This window comes from Janibacter limosus NBRC 16128 (genome assembly GCF_001570985.1).
Taxonomy (GTDB): Bacteria; Actinomycetota; Actinomycetes; order Actinomycetales; family Dermatophilaceae; genus Janibacter; species Janibacter limosus.
Genome location: NZ_BCSS01000050.1, coordinates 1 through 17,580 on the forward strand (window position 1 = coordinate 1; position 17,580 = coordinate 17,580).

The window sequence follows — 17,580 nt, forward strand, 5'->3', positions numbered from 1 at the left end:
CCGTCGCCCGGCATGATGCCGGCCAGCTCGGCCGTCCCGCGGCCGGGCGAGCGTCCCGGTGGCCGTGGTGGCCCCGGTGCCGGTCGTGGCCGTCCCGGAACCACTGGTCCCGGCGCCCGTCCCGGCGGTGGGCCCGGTGGTTACCGCGGTGGTCCCGGCGGCCGTGGTGGCACCCAGGGTGCCTTCGGTCGCGGTGGCGGCAAGCGCAAGCAGCGCAAGAGCAAGCGCGCGAAGCGGGCAGAGTTCGAGCAGATGTCCGCACCGTCGATCGGCGGCGTGATTGTTCCTCGCGGCAACGGCTCGACCGTCATCCGCATCCGTCAGGGCGCATCGCTGAACGACTTCGCCGAAAAGATCGACGCGAACCCCGCATCGCTGGTCACCGTGCTGTTCAACCTCGGTGAGATGGCGCCGGCAACGCAGTCCCTCGACGAGGTCACCTTCCAGCTGCTCGGAGCCGAGCTCGGCTACGTCATCGAGATGGTCTCGCCGGAGGAAGAGGAGCGCGCGCTCTTCGACGCCTACAACGTCAACCTCGACATCGGCCTCGAGCACGAGGAGGACGAGGACCTGGTGGCTCGTCCGCCGGTCATCACCGTCATGGGTCACGTCGACCACGGCAAGACGCGTCTCCTCGACGCGATCCGCAAGGCCGACGTCGGCTCGGGGGAGACCGGTGGCATCACCCAGCACATCGGTGCCTACCAGATCCACACCGAGCACGAGGGCGCCGAGCGGGCGCTGACCTTCCTCGACACCCCTGGTCACGAGGCCTTCACGGCCATGCGTGCCCGTGGTGCCAAGGTCACCGACATCGCGGTCCTCGTGGTCGCTGCCGACGACGGCGTCATGCCGCAGACCATCGAGGCGCTCAACCACGCCCAGGCTGCGGACGTGCCGATCGTGGTCGCGGTCAACAAGATCGATGTCGAGGGCGCCGACCCGGGCAAGATCCGCGGTCAGCTCACCGAGTACAACCTCGTGGCCGAGGAGTACGGCGGCGACACGATGTTCGTCGACGTCTCCGCCAAGCAGGGGACCAACATCGACACCCTGCTCGACGCCGTCCTGCTCACGGTCGACGCCGAGCTGGACATGCGGGCCAACCCCACCCGTGACGCCCGTGGTGTCGCGATCGAGGCCAACCTCGACAAGGGCCGCGGTGCGACCGCGACCGTCCTGGTCCAGTCCGGCACGCTCCACGTCGGTGACGCGATCGTCACCGGCTCGGCCTTCGGCCGGGTGCGCGCCATGCTCGACGAGCACGGCAACACCGTCGACGAGGCGGGCCCGTCCCGTCCCGTGCAGGTCCTGGGTCTGTCCTCCGTCCCGCGTGCCGGCGACACCTTCGTCGTGGCGCCGGACGACCGGACCGCTCGCCAGATCGCTGAGAAGCGTGAGGCCGCGGACCGTCAGGCCAGCCTGGCCAAGGCGCGCAAGCGGATCAGCCTCGAGGACCTCGACCAGGTCATCGCGGCGGGCAAGATCGACACCCTCAACCTCATCCTCAAGGGTGATGTGTCGGGTTCCGTCGAGGCCTTGGAGGATGCGCTCCTGCAGATCGACGTCGGCGACGACGTGGACCTGCGGATCATCGACCGTGGCGTCGGCGCGATCACGCTCAACAACATCAACCTGGCGATGGCCTCCGAGGCGATCATCCTCGGCTTCAACGTGCGGGCCGAGGGCCAGAACGCTGACGTCGCCGAGCGTGAGGGCGTCGAGATCCGCTACTACGGCGTGATCTACCAGGCGATCGACGACATCGAGCAGGCGCTCAAGGGAATGCTCAAGCCGGAGTACGAAGAGGTCGAGCTCGGTTCGGCGGAGATCCGCGAGGTCTTCCGCTCGAGCAAGTTCGGCAACATCGCCGGCTCGATCGTCCGCAGCGGGGAGATCAAGCGCGGCTCCAAGGCGCGCATCACCCGCAACGGCGTCGTCATCACCGAGGGCCTCGAGCTCACCGGTCTGCGTCGCTTCAAGGATGACGTCACCGAGGTCCGCGAGGGCTTCGAGTGCGGTATCAACCTGGGTAGCCACAACGACGTGCAGGACGGTGACCTCATCACCACGTACGAGATGAGGGAAAAGCCCCGCGTCTGAGCAACCACCTCGAAGGGGGGAGGAGCAGCGAGAGCTGCACCTCCCCCCTTCGTCGTGCTCGTCTCCACCGATCGACATGGGGAGTTCTCCCCGCCCCCAATGCACGGGGGGCTGGCTCTGCCGCATTAGGGTGGGCCCGACCACATCAACGACTTACAAGGGGACGCGACATGACGACGCCACCTCCTCCGCCTGGCGGCGGAGACAACCAGCCCTACAACCCTTCGGGTAACACCCCGAACCCCTCCTCGGGTTCTGGGTCCATGCCGTCCAACCCGACCCCGGGTGGCCCCCCGACCTACGGCTCCGGCCCCGCAGGCGGCATGCCGCCGCAGGCGCCCCCGCCGGTGGGTGGCTTCCCCCAGCAGGGTGGCAGCAAGAACGGCCAGATCATGTCGATCATCTCGATCGTCACCGGTGTCCTCGGTCTGTGCTGCTGCACCTGGTTCATCTTCTCGATCGCGGCCGTCGTCCTGGGCATCCTCGGTGCCAAGGAGTACGACAAGACCGGCGAGAAGAAGATCCTCGCCCAGATCGGTCTCGGCCTCGGTGTCGCCGGCATCGTCATCGGCATCATCTACTGGATCCTGATCCTCACCGGGGTCGTCGACTCCAGCTTCAACTTCAGCTCCAACCTCTGAGGTTCCGCTGACCGTCGCGGCCCCTGGTGCTTGGCACCGGGGGCCGCGCCTTACCCATAGACCAGGACGTAGATGAGTACCCCTCCACCCCCTCCCGGCTACGGGACCCTCCCTCCGGACCCGGACGGCCCGCAGCAGGGCCCGTACCCGATCGGCCAGACCCCCGGTCAGGGCGCGGGGCAGCCCTACCCGGGGACGCCGCCGCAGTACGGCCAGCAGGTCCCGCAGCACGGCCAGCAGGCCCCGGGGATGCCCGGCCCCTACGGCCAGCAGCCGGCCCACTTCGGGGGACAGCCGGCCAACAACACCGTCAAGACCGTGGGCATCGTCTCCACCGTCGCGGGGGTCATCGGCATTCCGGCCGCGTGCTGCTGCTGGTTCATCGGCTGGATCCCGGCGCTGGTCGCGCTGGGCACCGGTGTCTACGGCCTGTCCCAGGTCAAGGACGACCCCACCCAGGCCGACAGCAAGCCCTTCCTCATCATCGGCATCGTGCTCGGTGCCCTCGGCCTGCTCCTCACGATCGCCTCGGCGATCTGGGGCATGGCGAGCTTCGCGACCGGGTTCAACGACTTCTGATCGCTGGCGCGGGGCCCTCGGTTCGTCAGGACCGGGGGCCCTTCGCATACCGTGGACCCTGTCCCCACCCCAGCCCCTCATGGAGGAGTGCCATGGCCGACCCGGCCCGCGCCCGCAAGATCGCCGACCGCATCCAGGAGCTCATCGCAGCCAACCTGCAGCAGATCGTCAAGGACCCCGACCTCGGGTTCGTCACGATCACCGACGTGCGTGTCACGGGCGACCTGCAGCACGCCTCCGTCTTCTACACCGTCTTCGGTGACGAGTCGCAGCGTGAGCGCAGCGCGGAGGTCCTCGAGGCCAACCGCGGCAAGCTGCGGTCCTTCGTCGGCAAGCAGCTGGGTATCCGGCTGACCCCGACCCTGGAGATCCTCCCCGACGGCGTCCCTGAAAATGCCTCGCACATCGACGATCTGCTCCGCGCCGCGCGCGAGCGTGACGAGGACCTCGCGAAGTCCCGCACCGATGCCCGCCCGGCGGGGGACGCTGACCCCTACCGCACCAAGGAGGGCGAAGGGGAGGAGCTGCCCCCTTCGTCGCAGGAGTGAGCGAGGGTCTCGTCGTCGTCGACAAGCCGGCCGGCTGGTCGAGTCACGACGTCGTCGCCCGGTCCCGCCGGCTCTACCGGACCAAGAAGGTCGGGCACGCCGGCACCCTGGACCCGATGGCGACCGGAGTGCTCGTCCTCGGGGTCGGCAAGGGCACCAAGCTGCTCACCTTCCTCGTGGGCGCTGACAAGGAGTACACGGCGACGATCCGCCTCGGGCAGGCGACGATCACCGATGACGCCGAGGGCGAGGTGACCTCCGTCGGTGTGGTCGGCGGCATCGACCGGGCCGCGCTCGACGCGGGCATCGCCACCCTGACCGGGGACATCCAGCAGGTCCCGAGCTCGGTGAGCGCGATCAAGATCAACGGCGAGCGCTCCTACGCCCGCGTGCGTGCGGGGGAGGAGGTCGAGCTCGCCGCCCGACCGGTGACCGTCTCGCGCTTCGAGGTGCTCGACGTGCGCCCCGGCGACGCCGACGGTCATCCGGTGCTCGACGTGGACGTGCTCGTCGAGGTGTCGTCCGGGACCTATGTGCGGGCGCTGGCCCGCGACCTCGGCGTCCACCTGGGCAGCCACGGTCACCTGACGGCCCTGCGACGCACCCGGGTCGGCGGCCTCACGCTCGAGCACGCCCACACGCTCGAGGAGCTGACGGCCCTGCGCGAGGACGGCGGCGACGACGCGGTCATGCCGCTCACGCCGCTCGAGGAGGCCGCTGCAGCAGCCCTCACCACGCGTGCACTGACGGAGGGCCAGGCGCGCGCCCTCGGCTACGGACAGCGCATCGAGAGCGCCCAGCCGGGCCGTGGGGAGCCGGTCGCGGCGCTCGCACCCGACGGCTCACTGGTCGCGGTGCTCGACGAGAGTCAGGCCACTGCGCGGGCCCACGTCGTCTTTGCCCCGGCCAGTTCGTAGAGTGTGCTCTCGTGCAGCAATGGTCATCCCCGAGTGCCACCCCGTCGCAGCTGCGGCCGTGCGTGGCGACCTTCGGTAACTTCGACGGTGTGCACCGCGGGCACCGCGCCATCCTCGACGAGCTCGTCCGGCAGGCGCGTGAGCGTGATCTGCCCGCGGTCGCGGTGACCTTCGACCCCCACCCGGTGGAGGTCATGCACCCCGAGCGGGCACCCGAGATCATCTCGCCCGGAGAGCTGCGCGACGCGCTGCTCGAGGACGCCGGTGTCTCCGGCCTGCTCGTGCTGCCCTTCACCATGGACTTCGCGCAGACGAGCGCGGTCGACTACATCGTCGGCACCTTTGTCGAGGGGCTGCAGGCGAGCGTCCTCGTCGTCGGCGCCGACACCAAGGGTTTCGGTGCCGGGTACACCGGTGACGTCGACCTGCTGCGGGAGCTCGGCGCGGAGCACGGCTTCGAGGTCGTCGTGATCGAGGACCAGGGCGATGACGAGCGGTGGTCCTCCTCTGCGGTGCGCACCCACCTGTCCGCCGGTGAGGTCGCCGAGGCCGCAGCGATCCTGGATCGTCCCCATCGGGTCGTCGGGACCGTCGTGCACGGCTTCCACCGCGGCCGTGAGCTGGGGTACCCCACGGCCAACCTCGGCACCGACAGCCTCGGGCTCATCCCTGCTGACGGTGTCTATGCCGGGTGGCTCGTGCGACTCGACCTGCCGGAGGGCAGCGCGGACCGCCGTCTGCCCGCGGCCATCTCCATCGGCACCAACCCGACCTTCGACCAGCAGGTCCGGGTCGTCGAGTCCTATGTGCTCGACCGCACCGACCTCGACCTCTACGGGGAGCGGGTGGCCGTCGACTTCGTCGCGCACGTGCGCCCGACGCTGAAGTTCGACTCCATCGACGAGCTGCTCGTCGCCATGGCCAGAGATGTCGAGCTCACCCGCACCTTCCTCGGCCTCCCGCCGGCCGCATCTGCCTAGGCAGATGCGCAGAGAAGGGGGGTTGGCGCGGCAGCTGCTGCGCTCGGACCTCGTACTGATCGCGGCAGCCCTCATGGCCTCCGGGCTCGGCGCACTGCTCGTCCACTCCGCGACCCGTGGCGACTTCGGGTCGGCCTATCTCGTACGGCATCTGCTCAACCTCGGCATCGGGGTGGTCCTGGCGCTGCTCGTCGTCCGACTGGACCGGTCGGTGCTGCGCACGCTGGCTCCCTTCGTCTATCTCGCCGGGGTCCTCGGGCTGGTGCTCGTGCTCACACCGCTCGGCTCCCAGATCAATGGGTCCCGCTCGTGGATCCAGCTGCCGGGGGGCTTCTCGGTCCAGCCGAGCGAGCTGGCCAAGGTCGGCCTCTGCGTGGCGCTGCCGATGCTCCTGGCGCCGGCTGCCGAGCGACGCCAGCGTCCCCGACCGCGCGAGGTCCTCCTCGCAGGCGTCGTCACCGGGGTACCGGTCCTGCTCGTCATGGCCCAGCCCGACCTCGGCTCCGCGCTCGTGCTCGTCGCCCTGGCGCTGGGCGTCCTCGTCGTCTCGGGTGCCTCGTGGCCGTGGCTCGCCGGCGTGGCACTCGCTGGCGTCGCGGCGGTGACCGCTGCCTTCACGACCCCGCTGCTCAGTGACTACCAGCGCGATCGGCTCACGGCCTTCCTCGACCCGACCGTCGACCCGCTGGGCATCGGCTACCAGACCCAGCAGGTGCGCCGGGCCATCGCCGGCGGTGGGTGGGGCGGCCAGGGTCTGCACTCGGGCGAGCTGACCAGCTCGGGTGCCATCCCCTTCCAGGAGACCGACTTCGTCTTCTCCGCGGCCGGGGAGGAGCTGGGCTTCGTCGGGGCTGCCTTCATCGTGCTGCTGCTCGGTCTCCTCGTCGCGCGCATCGCCCTGGCCGGGACGCGCACCGAGGACCCCTTCGTCCGGCTCGTCTGCTGGGCCGTGGCGGCCTGGTTCGCGGTGCAGTCGGTGGAGAACATCGGCATGAACCTCGGTCTGCTGCCGGTCACTGGCCTCCCGCTGCCCTTCCTGTCCTACGGTGGCTCCTCGATGTTCGCCTGCTGGGCGGCTGTCGGCATCGTCATCGCCGTGACCCGCCCACCAGCGCGCCGGAGAGTCTGACCCGCGCGGGTTACCAATCGGTCACCTTGTGGACGGGACGGTGACAGGTGGGGGCTGCGTGGGAGATGATGCACCCATCACCCGCAGCCCACGAAGGAGTGGACTCTCAGTGTCCGATCCCCGTCCCACCCGTGCCTCCGACGAGGCCTTCGACGCCAGCGTCTTCGACAACAGGGCCCCCTCGGTGGGCCACCTGCTGCGTCAGCGCGTCGCCGACACCCCCGACAACATCGCCTACTCCTACCCGTCCGGCATCGCGTGGGACGAGCTGACCTGGGCCCAGCTGGGTGAGCGGGTGTGGACCCTCGCGGCCGGCCTCGTCGACCTGGGGGTCCAGCCCGAGGACCGTGTCTCGCTGGCCTCCAGCACCCGGATCGAGTGGGTGCTCGCGGACTACGCGATCATGGCGGCCGGCGCCGCGACCACGACGATCTACCCGACGTCCATCAGCGACGACGTCGCCTTCATCACCGACAACTCCGGGTCCAAGGTCGTCATCGCCGAGGACGCCGAGCAGGTCGACAAGCTGCGCGAGGTCCGTGACGCGATCCCCGGTGTGATCCACGTCGTGGCCATCGACACCGACGGCGTCGACCTGGACGACTGGGTGATCTCCCTCGAGGACCTCGAGGCACGCGGTGCCGCCGCCATCGCCTCCGACCCGGGCGTCGTCGACGCCCGCATCGACGGCACGGGGCCGGACTCCCTTGCGACGATCATCTACACGTCGGGCACGACGGGTCGGCCCAAGGGCGTGCGGCTGCGTCACGCCACCTGGACCTACCAGGGTGCCGCGATCAGAGCGACCGACATGCTCACCCCCGAGGACGTCCACTACCTCTGGCTCCCGCTGTCCCACGTCTTCGCCAAGGTCCTGCTGCTCATCGCCGCGGACGTGGGCATGCAGACCGCCATCGACGGACGCATCGACAAGATCGTCGACAACCTCGGCGAGGTCCGACCCACCTTCATGGCCGCGGCGCCGCGCATCTTCGAAAAGGTCTACGGCAAGATCTCGCTGGGCATGGAAGAAGAGGGCGGCGCCAAGGCCAAGATCTTCAACTTCGCCTCCAACGCCAGCCGCGACTACTCCCGGGCGCTGTCCGACAACCGCAAGCCCGGCCTCCTGCTGGGCCTGAAGCACACGATCGCCGACAAGCTCGTCTTCGCCAAGGTGCGCGACCGCTTCGGTGGCCGGGTGCGCTTCTTCATCTCCGGCTCGGCTGCGCTCAACCAGGACATCGCCCACTGGTTCAACGGCGCCGGTCTGCCGATCCTCGAGGGCTATGGCCTGACCGAGACGTCGGCGGCCGCGACGGTCAACCGTCCGTACGCCCTGCGCGTCGGCACCGTCGGGTGGCCCACCCCCCAGACGGAGATCAAGATCGCCGAGGACGGCGAGATCCTCATCCGCGGTGAGCACGTCATGGAGGGGTACCACAACAACCCCGACGCCACGGCCGAGGTGCTCACGCAGGACGGCTGGTTCCACTCAGGGGACATCGGCGAGATCGACTCCGACGGCTTCCTCAAGATCACCGACCGCAAGAAGGACCTCTTCAAGACGAGCAACGGCAAGTACGTGGCTCCCTCGCAGATCGAGTCGACCTTCAAGGGCCTGTGCCCCTACGTCGGTCAGTTCCTCGTCCACGGCGAGAGCCGCCAGTTCGTCACGGCGCTGATCACCCTCGACGAGGAGGCCATCAAGCCGTGGGCCGAGGCCAACGGCCTCCCCGGGGCGAGCTACACCGAGATCGTCTCCTCGGTGCAGGCGCGCGAGATGGTCCAGTCCTACGTCGACGAGCTCAACGCCGGCCTCAACCGGCACGAGCAGATCAAGAAGTTCCACATCCTGGGCCGTGACCTCACGGTCGAGGAGGGTGAGCTCACGCCCAGCCTGAAGATGCGTCGCAAGGTCGTCGCCGATAAGTTCAAGGGCGATCTCGAGGACATGTACCCCCGCTGATCGGTCGTAGCGGTCCGGACGAAGATCGGGGCAACCCCCGATTTCGTCCGGACCGCTGAACCCCCCCGTACCCTTGTCCCATGTCCGGTGAGTCGATCTTCAGCGCCCTCGAGCCATTGCTCGACAAGGTGAGCAAGCCCATCCAGTACGTCGGGGGCGAGCTCAACTCCACCGTCAAGGACTGGAATGTCGGCGGCTTCGGCCCTGACGGCGACGAGCTGACCGTCCGGTGGGCACTGATGTACCCCGACGCGTACGAGATCGGCGCCGTCAACCAGGGCGTCATGATCCTCTACGAAGTGCTCAACGAGCGCCCCGATGCCATCGCTGAGCGTTCCTTCGCGGTCTGGCCCGACATGGAGGCACTGCTCCGCGAGCACGACCTGCCGCAGTTCACCGTCGACGCGCACCGACCCATCGGCGACTTCGACGTCTTCGGGCTGAGCTTCTCGACCGAGCTCGGCTACACCAACATGCTCACCGCGCTCGATCTGGCCGGCATCCCGCTGCACGCCGACGAGCGCACCGATGAGCACCCCCTCGTCATCATGGGCGGGCACGCCTCCTTCAACCCCGAGCCGGTCTCCGACTTCGTCGACGCGGCGATCGTCGGTGACGGCGAGGAAGCCGTCCTCGCGGCGACCGACATCATCGCCGGGTGGAAGGCACAGGGACGCCCCGGAGGCCGGGTCGAGGTCCTGCGCCGTCTGGCCGCCACCGGCGGGGTCTACGTGCCGGCGTTCTACGACGTCGACTACCTGCCCGACGGCCGCATCCAGCGTGTCGTGCCCGTCGAGTCCGGTGTCCCGTGGCGCGTCGACAAGCACACGGTCATGGACCTCGACGCGTGGCCCTACCCCAAGAAGCCGCTCGTCCCGCTCGCCGAGACCGTCCACGAGCGCGCGAGCGTCGAGATCTTCCGCGGGTGCACCCGCGGCTGCCGCTTCTGCCAGGCAGGCATGATCACCCGTCCGGTGCGGGAGCGCTCGATCACCGGCATCGGCGAGATGGTCGAGGCGAGCCTGCAGGCCACCGGCTTCGAGGAGGTGGGACTGCTCTCCTTGAGCAGCGCCGACCACACCGAGATCGGTGACATCGCCAAGGGGCTGGCCGACCGCTACGAGGGCACCAACACCGGGCTGTCCCTGCCGAGCACCCGCGTCGACGCCTTCAACATCGACCTGGCCAACGAGCTGACCCGCAATGGCCGCCGCAGCGGCCTCACGTTCGCGCCCGAGGGCGGGTCCGAGCGCATCCGCAAGGTCATCAACAAGATGGTGACCGAGGAGGACCTCATCCGCACCGTCGCGGCCGCCTACGGCGCCGGGTGGCGGCAGGTCAAGCTGTACTTCATGTGCGGCCTGCCCACGGAGACCGACGAAGACGTCCTGCAGATCGCCGAGGTGGCCAAGCGGGTCATCGAGACCGGACGCGAGGTGGCCGGTCACAACGACATCCGGTGCACCGTGTCCATCGGTGGCTTCATCCCCAAGGCGCACACCCCCTTCCAATGGGCCGCGCAGCTGGGCCCGGAGGAGACGGACGCGCGGCTGTACAAGCTGCGTGACGCGATCCGGGCCGACAAGCGCTACGGGCGCTCGATCGGGTTCCGCTACCACGACGGCAAGCCCGGCATCGTCGAGGGCCTGCTCTCGCGCGGTGACCGCCGGGTCGGTCGGGTCATCGAGCAGGTGTGGCGCGATGGTGGCCGCTTCGACGGGTGGAGCGAGCACTTCTCCTACGACCGCTGGATGGCATCGGCCGAGACCGCCCTCGAGGGCACGGGTGTTGACGTCGCGTGGTTCACCACCCGCGAGCGCGAGGAGTCGGAGGTCCTGCCCTGGGACCACATCGACTCCGGCCTCGACAAGGAGTGGCTGTGGCAGGACTGGCTCGACGCGCTCGACGAGACCGAGGTCGACGACTGCCGCTGGACGCCCTGCTTCGACTGCGGCGTCTGCCCGCAGATGGGCACCGACATCGAGATCGGGCCAACGGACAGGACCCTGCTCCCGCTCACCGTCCTCGGCAGCGGCAAGCAGGACATGGTCCGCTCCTGACCCCCTTCGCACCCTGCCCGTGACAGGCTGAGCCAGACGTCACCGAGCAGGGGAGCAAGGGTATGTCGATCGACACCGGAGCCATGGTCGTCGCGGTCGTGGCCGTGATCTACGGGATCGGGTTCGCCGTCCTGCCGATGCAGCACTGGCCGCAGGAGCGCCGCTCGCGCTACACCCTGTGGGGCTGCGGGCTGATCGGTCTGCTGGCGCTCGCGCTCGTGGTCATCCCGTGGTTCATCCGCGGATAGCACCCGCACTGCGAGACCCTGCTCCCTGTGTCAATGACGAAGGGGGACAATGTCTCTCATGACCTCGTCGCCCACGCTGCTCACCGAGGCCCTGCACCGCGAGGGCGTGACCGACGCCCGCACCGATGCGCTGACGATCGGCATGTATGCCAGCGATGCCGGCATCTACCGCGTCCCGCCGCGAGCGGTGGTCTTCCCACGGCACACCGACGAGATCGCCGCGACCCTGTCCGTCGCCCGCGAGCTCGGCATCCCGATCACCGCCCGCGGCGCCGGGACGTCGTGCGCCGGCAATGCGATCGGTCCCGGGATCGTCATCGACACGGCGCGGTACCTGGGGCGCGTGCTCGAGGTCGACCGGGACAGCGCCACCGCTCTCGTCGAGGCCGGCACCGTCCACGCGACCCTGCAGGCCCGCGCTCGGGAGATCGGCCTGCGGTTCGGCCCCGACCCGAGCAGCCACAGCCGGTGCACCGTCGGCGGCATGATCGGCAACAACGCCTGTGGCAACCGGGCGCTCGGCTACGGCCGCACCAGCGACAACATCGTCGGCATGGACCTGCTGACGGCAGCCGGCACGCAGCTGACGGCCACGACCGGGGTGGCAGGGGGCCTCCCTTCGCTCAGCGGTGACGACGCGCTCGTCGCCCGCCTGACCCAGCTGACCGACGACCACCTCGACACCGTGCGGACCACGTTCGGCACCTTCGGGCGACAGGTCTCCGGCTATGCGCTGGAGCACCTCGCCCCGGAGCGTGGCCGCGACATCGGTCGGATGCTCATCGGCTCCGAGGGGACCCTCGCGGTCGTCACGCAGGCTCGTGTCCGCTTGGTCACCGACCCACCCGCGACCTGCCTGGTCGTGCTCGGCTTCCCGGACATCTACGCCGCCGGCGATGTCGCCCACCTGCTCAAGGGTCTGGGAGCCGTGGCGGCCGAGGGCATCGACTCGCGCATCGTCGACATCGTGCGCACCCGCCGCGGCGAGCACGCGGTCCCCGACCTGCCCCGCGGCGCCGCGTGGATGCTCGTCGAGGTCCCCGGCGAGGATGCCGCTGCTGCCCACGCCGCCGCGGAGCGGGTCCGTCGCGAGATCGAGCACACCGACTCCCTCGTCGTCACGGACCCGGCACACGCTCGGGCACTGTGGAAGATCCGCGAGGACGGCGCCGGCCTCTCGGCACGCTCGCCGCGCGACCGCCCGGCCCACGCCGGCTGGGAGGACGCCGCGGTCCCGCCGGCGCGCCTGGGTGACTATCTGCGGGCCTTCGACGCGCTGCTCGAGGAGCACGACGTGCAGGGCCTGCCGTACGGCCACTTCGGCGACGGCTGCCTGCACATCCGTCTCGACGTCGACCTCGACGCCCCCGACGCGACCGACCGCTACCGGCGGCTCGTCGAGGACGCGGCCGACCTCGTCGCGGCCCACGGCGGCTCGCTGTCCGGCGAGCACGGCGACGGCCGGGCCCGCTCGGCGCTCCTGCCGCGGATGTACGACGCCGAGACGATGGGACTCTTCGGCGCGGTCAAGCGCGCCTTCGACCCGACCAACCTGCTCAACCCGGGGATCCTCGTGGACCCGGCGCCGGTGGATGCCGACATCCGCATCCCCGCGGCCCGCAAGGTCGCCGTCCCGCTCGCCTTCGGCTACCCCGAGGACGGCGGCGACTTCAGCCAGGCCGTGCACCGGTGCACCGGCGTTGGCAAGTGCCGCGCCGCCGGCACCTCGAGCACCGTCATGTGCCCGAGCTATCTCGCGACGGGGGAGGAGAAGGACTCGACCCGCGGTCGCGCCCGTGTGCTGCAGGAGATGCTCAACGGCTCGACGATCACGGGCGGCTGGAGCGCGCCCGAGGTCCATGACGCCCTGGACCTGTGCCTGTCGTGCAAGGGCTGCTCCAGCGACTGCCCGACCGGGGTCGACATGGCGACCTACAAGTCCGAGGCGCTCCACCAGACCTACAAGGGCCGCCTGCGTCCACGCAGCCACTACACGCTCGGCCGGCTGCCGCAGATGGCCCGTCTGGCCGCCCGCGCGCCCCGCCTGGTCAATGCCATGACCTCACTGCCGGGGCTGAAGAAGATCACCCTGCCCGCCGCCGGCGTCGACCCTCGCCGCGGCATCCCGAGCTTCGCGCGCACGACCTTCCGCTCGTGGGCCAAGGACGAAGGGATGATCGCCTCCGCCGCGCAGGCGGCCGGCACCGACCACCCCGTCGCCCTCTTCGTCGACTCCTTCACCGACCACTTCTCGCCCCACGTCGGGCGGGCCACCGTGGCCCTGCTGCGGGAGGCGGGGTTCACCCCCTTCGTCCCGGAGGAGGCGCTGTGCTGCGGCCTGACCTTCATCTCCACGGGCCAGCTCGACGACGCCAAGTCGACGCTCGATGACGCAGCACGCGCCCTTGGTCCCATCGTGGCCGCCGGGATCCCGGTCGTCGGCATGGAGCCGAGCTGTGCCGCGGCGCTGCGCCACGACCTGCCACGTCTCGTCGACTCCCCCGTGGCTCGGCAGGTGGCCGGGGGAGTGCGCACCGTCGCCGAGATCCTCACCAGCGCCATCGACGAGGGCCGGTGGGCCGCTCCCGACCTCACCGGCACCGAGGTCGTCGCCCAGCCCCACTGCCACCAGCACGCGGTGATGAGCTGGTCGGCCGACGAGGCCCTGCTGGCGCGCACCGGAGCGACCGTCACGCGCCTCGGCGGCTGCTGCGGCCTGGCGGGCAACTTCGGCGTCGAGCTGGGCCACTACGAGGTGTCGGTCAAGATCGCCGAGCAGCAGCTGCTCCCGGCCATCGACGCGGCCTCACCCGACGCGGTCGTGCTCGCCGACGGATTTTCCTGCCAGACGCAGATCGCCGACCTGTCGCAGCGGACCGGCGTGCACCTGGTCGAGCTGCTCGGCCGCAGACACACCTGATTGGAGGTATGGCGCGCCGACAAATGACTAGCGCGTATACCTCCACCCGAGTGGGGCGAAGGGGGAGCACCTACCCTTGTCGGCATGGCCGCACAACGCACTCCCGAAGGTCCGCCTCCACCCCCGGCGGTGCAAAAGCTGCGCATCCAGTACGCCCGTCGCGGACGGCTGCGCTACTCCTCGACCCGTGACTTCGGGCGGGCGCTCGAGCGGGCCCTGCGTCGCTCCGGCGTGCCGATGGCTTACTCGGCGGGCTTCCACCCCCACCCCAAGATCTCCTACGCCAACGGCGCGGCGACCGGTGCGGCGAGCGAGGCGGAGTACTTCGAGATCTCGGTGACCGAGCAGGTCGACCCGGACGCGGTCGCCACTGCGCTCAACGCGGCCCTGCCCGACGGGCTGGACATCGTCTCGGTCGTCGACGCCCAGCCCGGCGCGCTGGCCGATCGCCTGCAGGCGAGCCGGTGGCTGCTGGAGTTTCCCGGCGTCGAGTCGGCTGATCTGGAGCGTGCCGTCGCGGGGTTCATGGCGCAGGAGCACGTCGAGGTCGAGCGGATGTTCAAGAAGGGGTTGAAGAGCTACGACGCGCGCGGGCCGGTCGAGCGGGCTGTCGCGGGGGTGAACTCGGACGGTTGTGCGATACTGACAATGGTCGTGCGGCACACCACACCTGCCGTTCGCCCCGACGACGTCCTCAGCGCGATCGCCGCTGCCACCTCGTTCGCGCCATCGCAGTCGCCCAAGGCGACCCGACTGGCGCAGGGGATCTGGAGCAGCGAGACCGAGAGCGTGGCCGATCCACTGGCCGCCGACTGAGACGACGCCGGCCCTGACGGGGTGCCGCGCTCAGCGCGAGCCCCGCCGAGGCAACACGGATCTTTTCGCGGGTGCGAGACGCCCGCCACGCCGCACAGCGGTCGGGTTGCACCTCAGGGTGCCGGTGTCGGGATCCGGTCGAGGTGCAGGAGGTGCCACATGGCCACCGACAACGAACACCAGCACGACGAGTCCCTCGACAACGAAGTCGTCGTCGAGGAGGAGACCCAGGCACAGGCGCCGGCTGCGGCCGTCCCGTCCTTCGGACTGCTCTTCCAGCCGCCGACCACCGTCTCGGCCCCGCCCCGCCGTCGCCGTGCTCCCGAGCCGGAGCCCGAGCCGGAGCTCGAGGACGACGACGCGGATGAGGTCGAGGTCAGCGACGACAGCGCCACCGACCACGGTGCCAGCGCCCACGGCAACGACGACAGCAACGACTCCACCGACGACGACAACACCCAGGGCGAAGGAGGGCGCCGTCGCCGCCGTCGTGGTGGCCGGGGCCGCAACAGCAACAACCGCTCCTCTGACTCCTCCGACTCGTCTGACGATGGCAACAGCGCGTCCGACAACGACTCCTCCAGCGATGACCAGTCCTCGAGCGATGACGACTCCTCGTCCGAGTCCTCCGACGACTCCTCGCAGGAGAGCTCGGGCAACGGCGGCAACACCGGCCGTGGCCGCAGCCGGGGCCGCGGCCGCGGTCGCGGCGGCAAGCAGGACGAGCGCAACGACGACGCCGATGCTGATGACACCTCCGCCGAGGACGACTCCGACGATGGTGATGACTCCAACGACTCCAACGACTCCGACGACGACGACGGCGGCTCGAGCTCGCGTCGTCGCCGGCGTCGCCGCCGCGGTGGTAGCGGTGGCGGTGGCGGCGGCAACAACGGTGGTAGCCGGCAGGAGGACCCGCCCGGGACCACGACCCGCGTGCGCGAGTCACGCCGCGACGAGGTGCAGTCGATCAAGGGCAGCACCCGGCTGGAGGCCAAGAAGCAGCGTCGCCGCGAGGGCCGCGAGGCCGGTCGCCGCCGCACGATCATCACCGAGGCCGAGTTCCTGGCGCGTCGCGAGAGCGTCGAGCGCGTCATGGTCGTGCGCCAGCAGGGCGACCGCACCCAGATCGGTGTCCTCGAGGACGGCGTCCTCGCCGAGCACTATGTCTCCCGCGAGACGACGTCGACGCTGGTCGGCAATGTCTACCTCGGTCGCGTGCAAAATGTGCTGCCGAGCATGGAAGCGGCCTTCATCGACATCGGCAAGGGCCGCAATGCGGTGCTCTACGCCGGCGAGATCAACTGGGAGGCCCAGGGCGTCGGCAACGGCCAGGCCCGTCGCATCGAAAACGCGTTGTCCTCCGGTGACTCGGTCCTGGTCCAGGTGACCAAGGACCCGGTCGGTCACAAGGGCGCGCGCCTCACCTCGCAGATCTCCCTGCCCGGTCGCTACGTGGTCTACGTGCCCGAGGGCAGCATGACCGGCATCTCGCGCAAGCTGCCCGACACGGAGCGCTCGCGCCTGAAGTCCATCCTCAAGCAGGTCGTGCCCGACAGCGCGGGCGTCATCGTGCGCACCGCTGCCGAGGGTGCGTCCGAGAAGGAGCTGACGGCCGACGTCGAGCGCCTCACCAACGCGTGGGACAAGGTCAGCGCCAAGGCCGAGGGCAAGCAGGGCAAGAAGGGCTCCGCGGGCGGTGCCCCGGTGCTCCTGCACGCCGAGCCCGACATGACCGTGCGGGTCATCCGCGACATCTTCAACGAGGACTTCGCCCGGATGGTCGTCTCCGGTGACGATGCTTGGCGTGAGATCAAGGGTTACGTCGACGACGTGGCTCCGGACCTGTCCGACCGCCTCGAGCAGTGGACCGGTGGCGGCGACGTCTTCGCCGAGCACCGCATCGACGAGGGCATCGCCAAGGCGATGGACCGCAAGGTCTGGCTGCCGTCGGGTGGCTCGCTGGTCATCGACCGCACCGAGGCGATGACCGTCGTCGACGTCAACACCGGCAAGTTCACCGGCTCCGGGGGCAACCTCGAGGAGACGGTGACCAAGAACAACCTCGAGGCCGCTGAAGAGATCGTCCGCCAGCTACGGCTGCGCGACATCGGCGGGATCATCGTCGTCGACTTCATCGACATGGTCCTGGAGGCCAACCGCGACCTCGTCGTGCGTCGCCTCCTGGAGTGCCTGGGCCGTGACCGCACCAAGCACCAGGTCGCCGAGGTCACCTCGCTCGGGCTGGTCCAGATGACGCGCAAGCGCGTCGGTGCGGGCCTGATCGAGGTCTTCTCCGAGGAGTGCGACCACTGTCAGGGCCGCGGCATCATCGTGCACAGCGAGCCCGTCGCCCACGACCCGGGCGGTCACGCCGGTGGTAACCACGGTGGCAACAGTGGTGGTGGCAACGGCGGCGGCAAGTCCCGTCGTGGTCGGTCGAAGGGGGAGTCGGACTCCCCGCAGCAGCGCCAGGAGCCCGTCGATGAGCCCACGGACGCCCATGGCCGTACCGCGGCCCAGATCGCTGCGGCGGCCCACGCCGCTGCGATCAAGACCATCGCGGGCGAGCCCGGCGAGGACGATGTCGCTGAGCTGGCCGCCCCCGTGGCCGACGAGCCGGCCGTCGAGGAGTCGACGGAGCCCGAGCCGAAGGCACCCACGCGTCGTCGT

The 17,580-nt window shown here is 69.9% G+C and carries 13 protein-coding genes; all 13 read left to right on the forward strand.

Going from position 1 to position 17,580, the window contains the following annotated elements:
- Positions 1-2,103: translation initiation factor IF-2 (gene infB, locus JLI01S_RS14685; RefSeq protein WP_245634646.1), on the forward strand; the 2,103-nt coding region annotated here is incomplete at its 5' end.
- A gap of 263 nt (positions 2,104-2,366) precedes the next feature.
- On the forward strand, positions 2,367-2,744 hold the full coding sequence (locus tag JLI01S_RS14690; RefSeq protein ID WP_068265971.1) for a DUF4190 domain-containing protein: 378 nt from the start codon (positions 2,367-2,369) through the stop codon (positions 2,742-2,744).
- Positions 2,745-2,816: 72 nt separating this feature from the next.
- A complete protein-coding gene (locus JLI01S_RS14695; RefSeq protein WP_068265976.1) occupies positions 2,817-3,323 on the forward strand; it encodes a DUF4190 domain-containing protein in 507 nt (168 codons plus the stop codon).
- Positions 3,324-3,415: 92 nt separating this feature from the next.
- Entirely contained in the window at positions 3,416-3,871 is a 456-nt protein-coding gene (gene rbfA / locus JLI01S_RS14700) for a 30S ribosome-binding factor RbfA (protein ID WP_068265978.1), read from the forward strand.
- Positions 3,868-4,788 (forward strand): tRNA pseudouridine(55) synthase TruB, encoded by a 921-nt coding sequence (gene truB, locus JLI01S_RS14705; RefSeq protein WP_068265980.1) that lies wholly within the window; start codon positions 3,868-3,870, stop codon positions 4,786-4,788. Before rbfA ends, truB begins: the two co-directional genes overlap by 4 nt.
- Before the next feature lie 11 nt (positions 4,789-4,799).
- Positions 4,800-5,768, forward strand: a complete 969-nt coding sequence (locus tag JLI01S_RS14710) for a bifunctional riboflavin kinase/FAD synthetase (RefSeq protein ID WP_068265982.1) — start codon at positions 4,800-4,802, stop codon at positions 5,766-5,768.
- 4 nt (positions 5,769-5,772) lie between these two features.
- On the forward strand, positions 5,773-6,897 hold the full coding sequence (locus JLI01S_RS14715; protein ID WP_068265984.1) for an FtsW/RodA/SpoVE family cell cycle protein: 1,125 nt from the start codon (positions 5,773-5,775) through the stop codon (positions 6,895-6,897).
- Between the two features lie 109 nt (positions 6,898-7,006).
- Positions 7,007-8,863 carry an AMP-dependent synthetase/ligase gene (locus JLI01S_RS14720; RefSeq protein ID WP_068265986.1) on the forward strand — a complete coding sequence of 619 codons (1,857 nt, stop codon included), beginning with the start codon at positions 7,007-7,009 and terminating at the stop codon, positions 8,861-8,863.
- An 80-nt stretch (positions 8,864-8,943) separates the two neighbouring features.
- Positions 8,944-10,923, forward strand: coding sequence for a TIGR03960 family B12-binding radical SAM protein (locus tag JLI01S_RS14725; protein WP_068265988.1), 1,980 nt, complete (start codon positions 8,944-8,946; stop codon positions 10,921-10,923).
- Between the two features lie 62 nt (positions 10,924-10,985).
- The gene (locus JLI01S_RS14730; RefSeq protein ID WP_068265990.1) at positions 10,986-11,171 is read left to right on the forward strand and encodes a hypothetical protein; all 186 of its coding nucleotides are present in this window, start codon (positions 10,986-10,988) and stop codon (positions 11,169-11,171) included.
- Between the two features lie 58 nt (positions 11,172-11,229).
- Positions 11,230-14,091 (forward strand): FAD-binding and (Fe-S)-binding domain-containing protein, encoded by a 2,862-nt coding sequence (locus tag JLI01S_RS14735; RefSeq protein ID WP_068265991.1) that lies wholly within the window; start codon positions 11,230-11,232, stop codon positions 14,089-14,091.
- A gap of 84 nt (positions 14,092-14,175) precedes the next feature.
- Positions 14,176-14,907, forward strand: coding sequence for a TIGR03936 family radical SAM-associated protein (locus JLI01S_RS14740; RefSeq protein ID WP_068265992.1), 732 nt, complete (start codon positions 14,176-14,178; stop codon positions 14,905-14,907).
- A 159-nt stretch (positions 14,908-15,066) separates the two neighbouring features.
- A partial coding sequence (locus JLI01S_RS14745) for an Rne/Rng family ribonuclease (protein ID WP_068265994.1) occupies positions 15,067-17,580 on the forward strand: 2,514 nt, incomplete at its 3' end.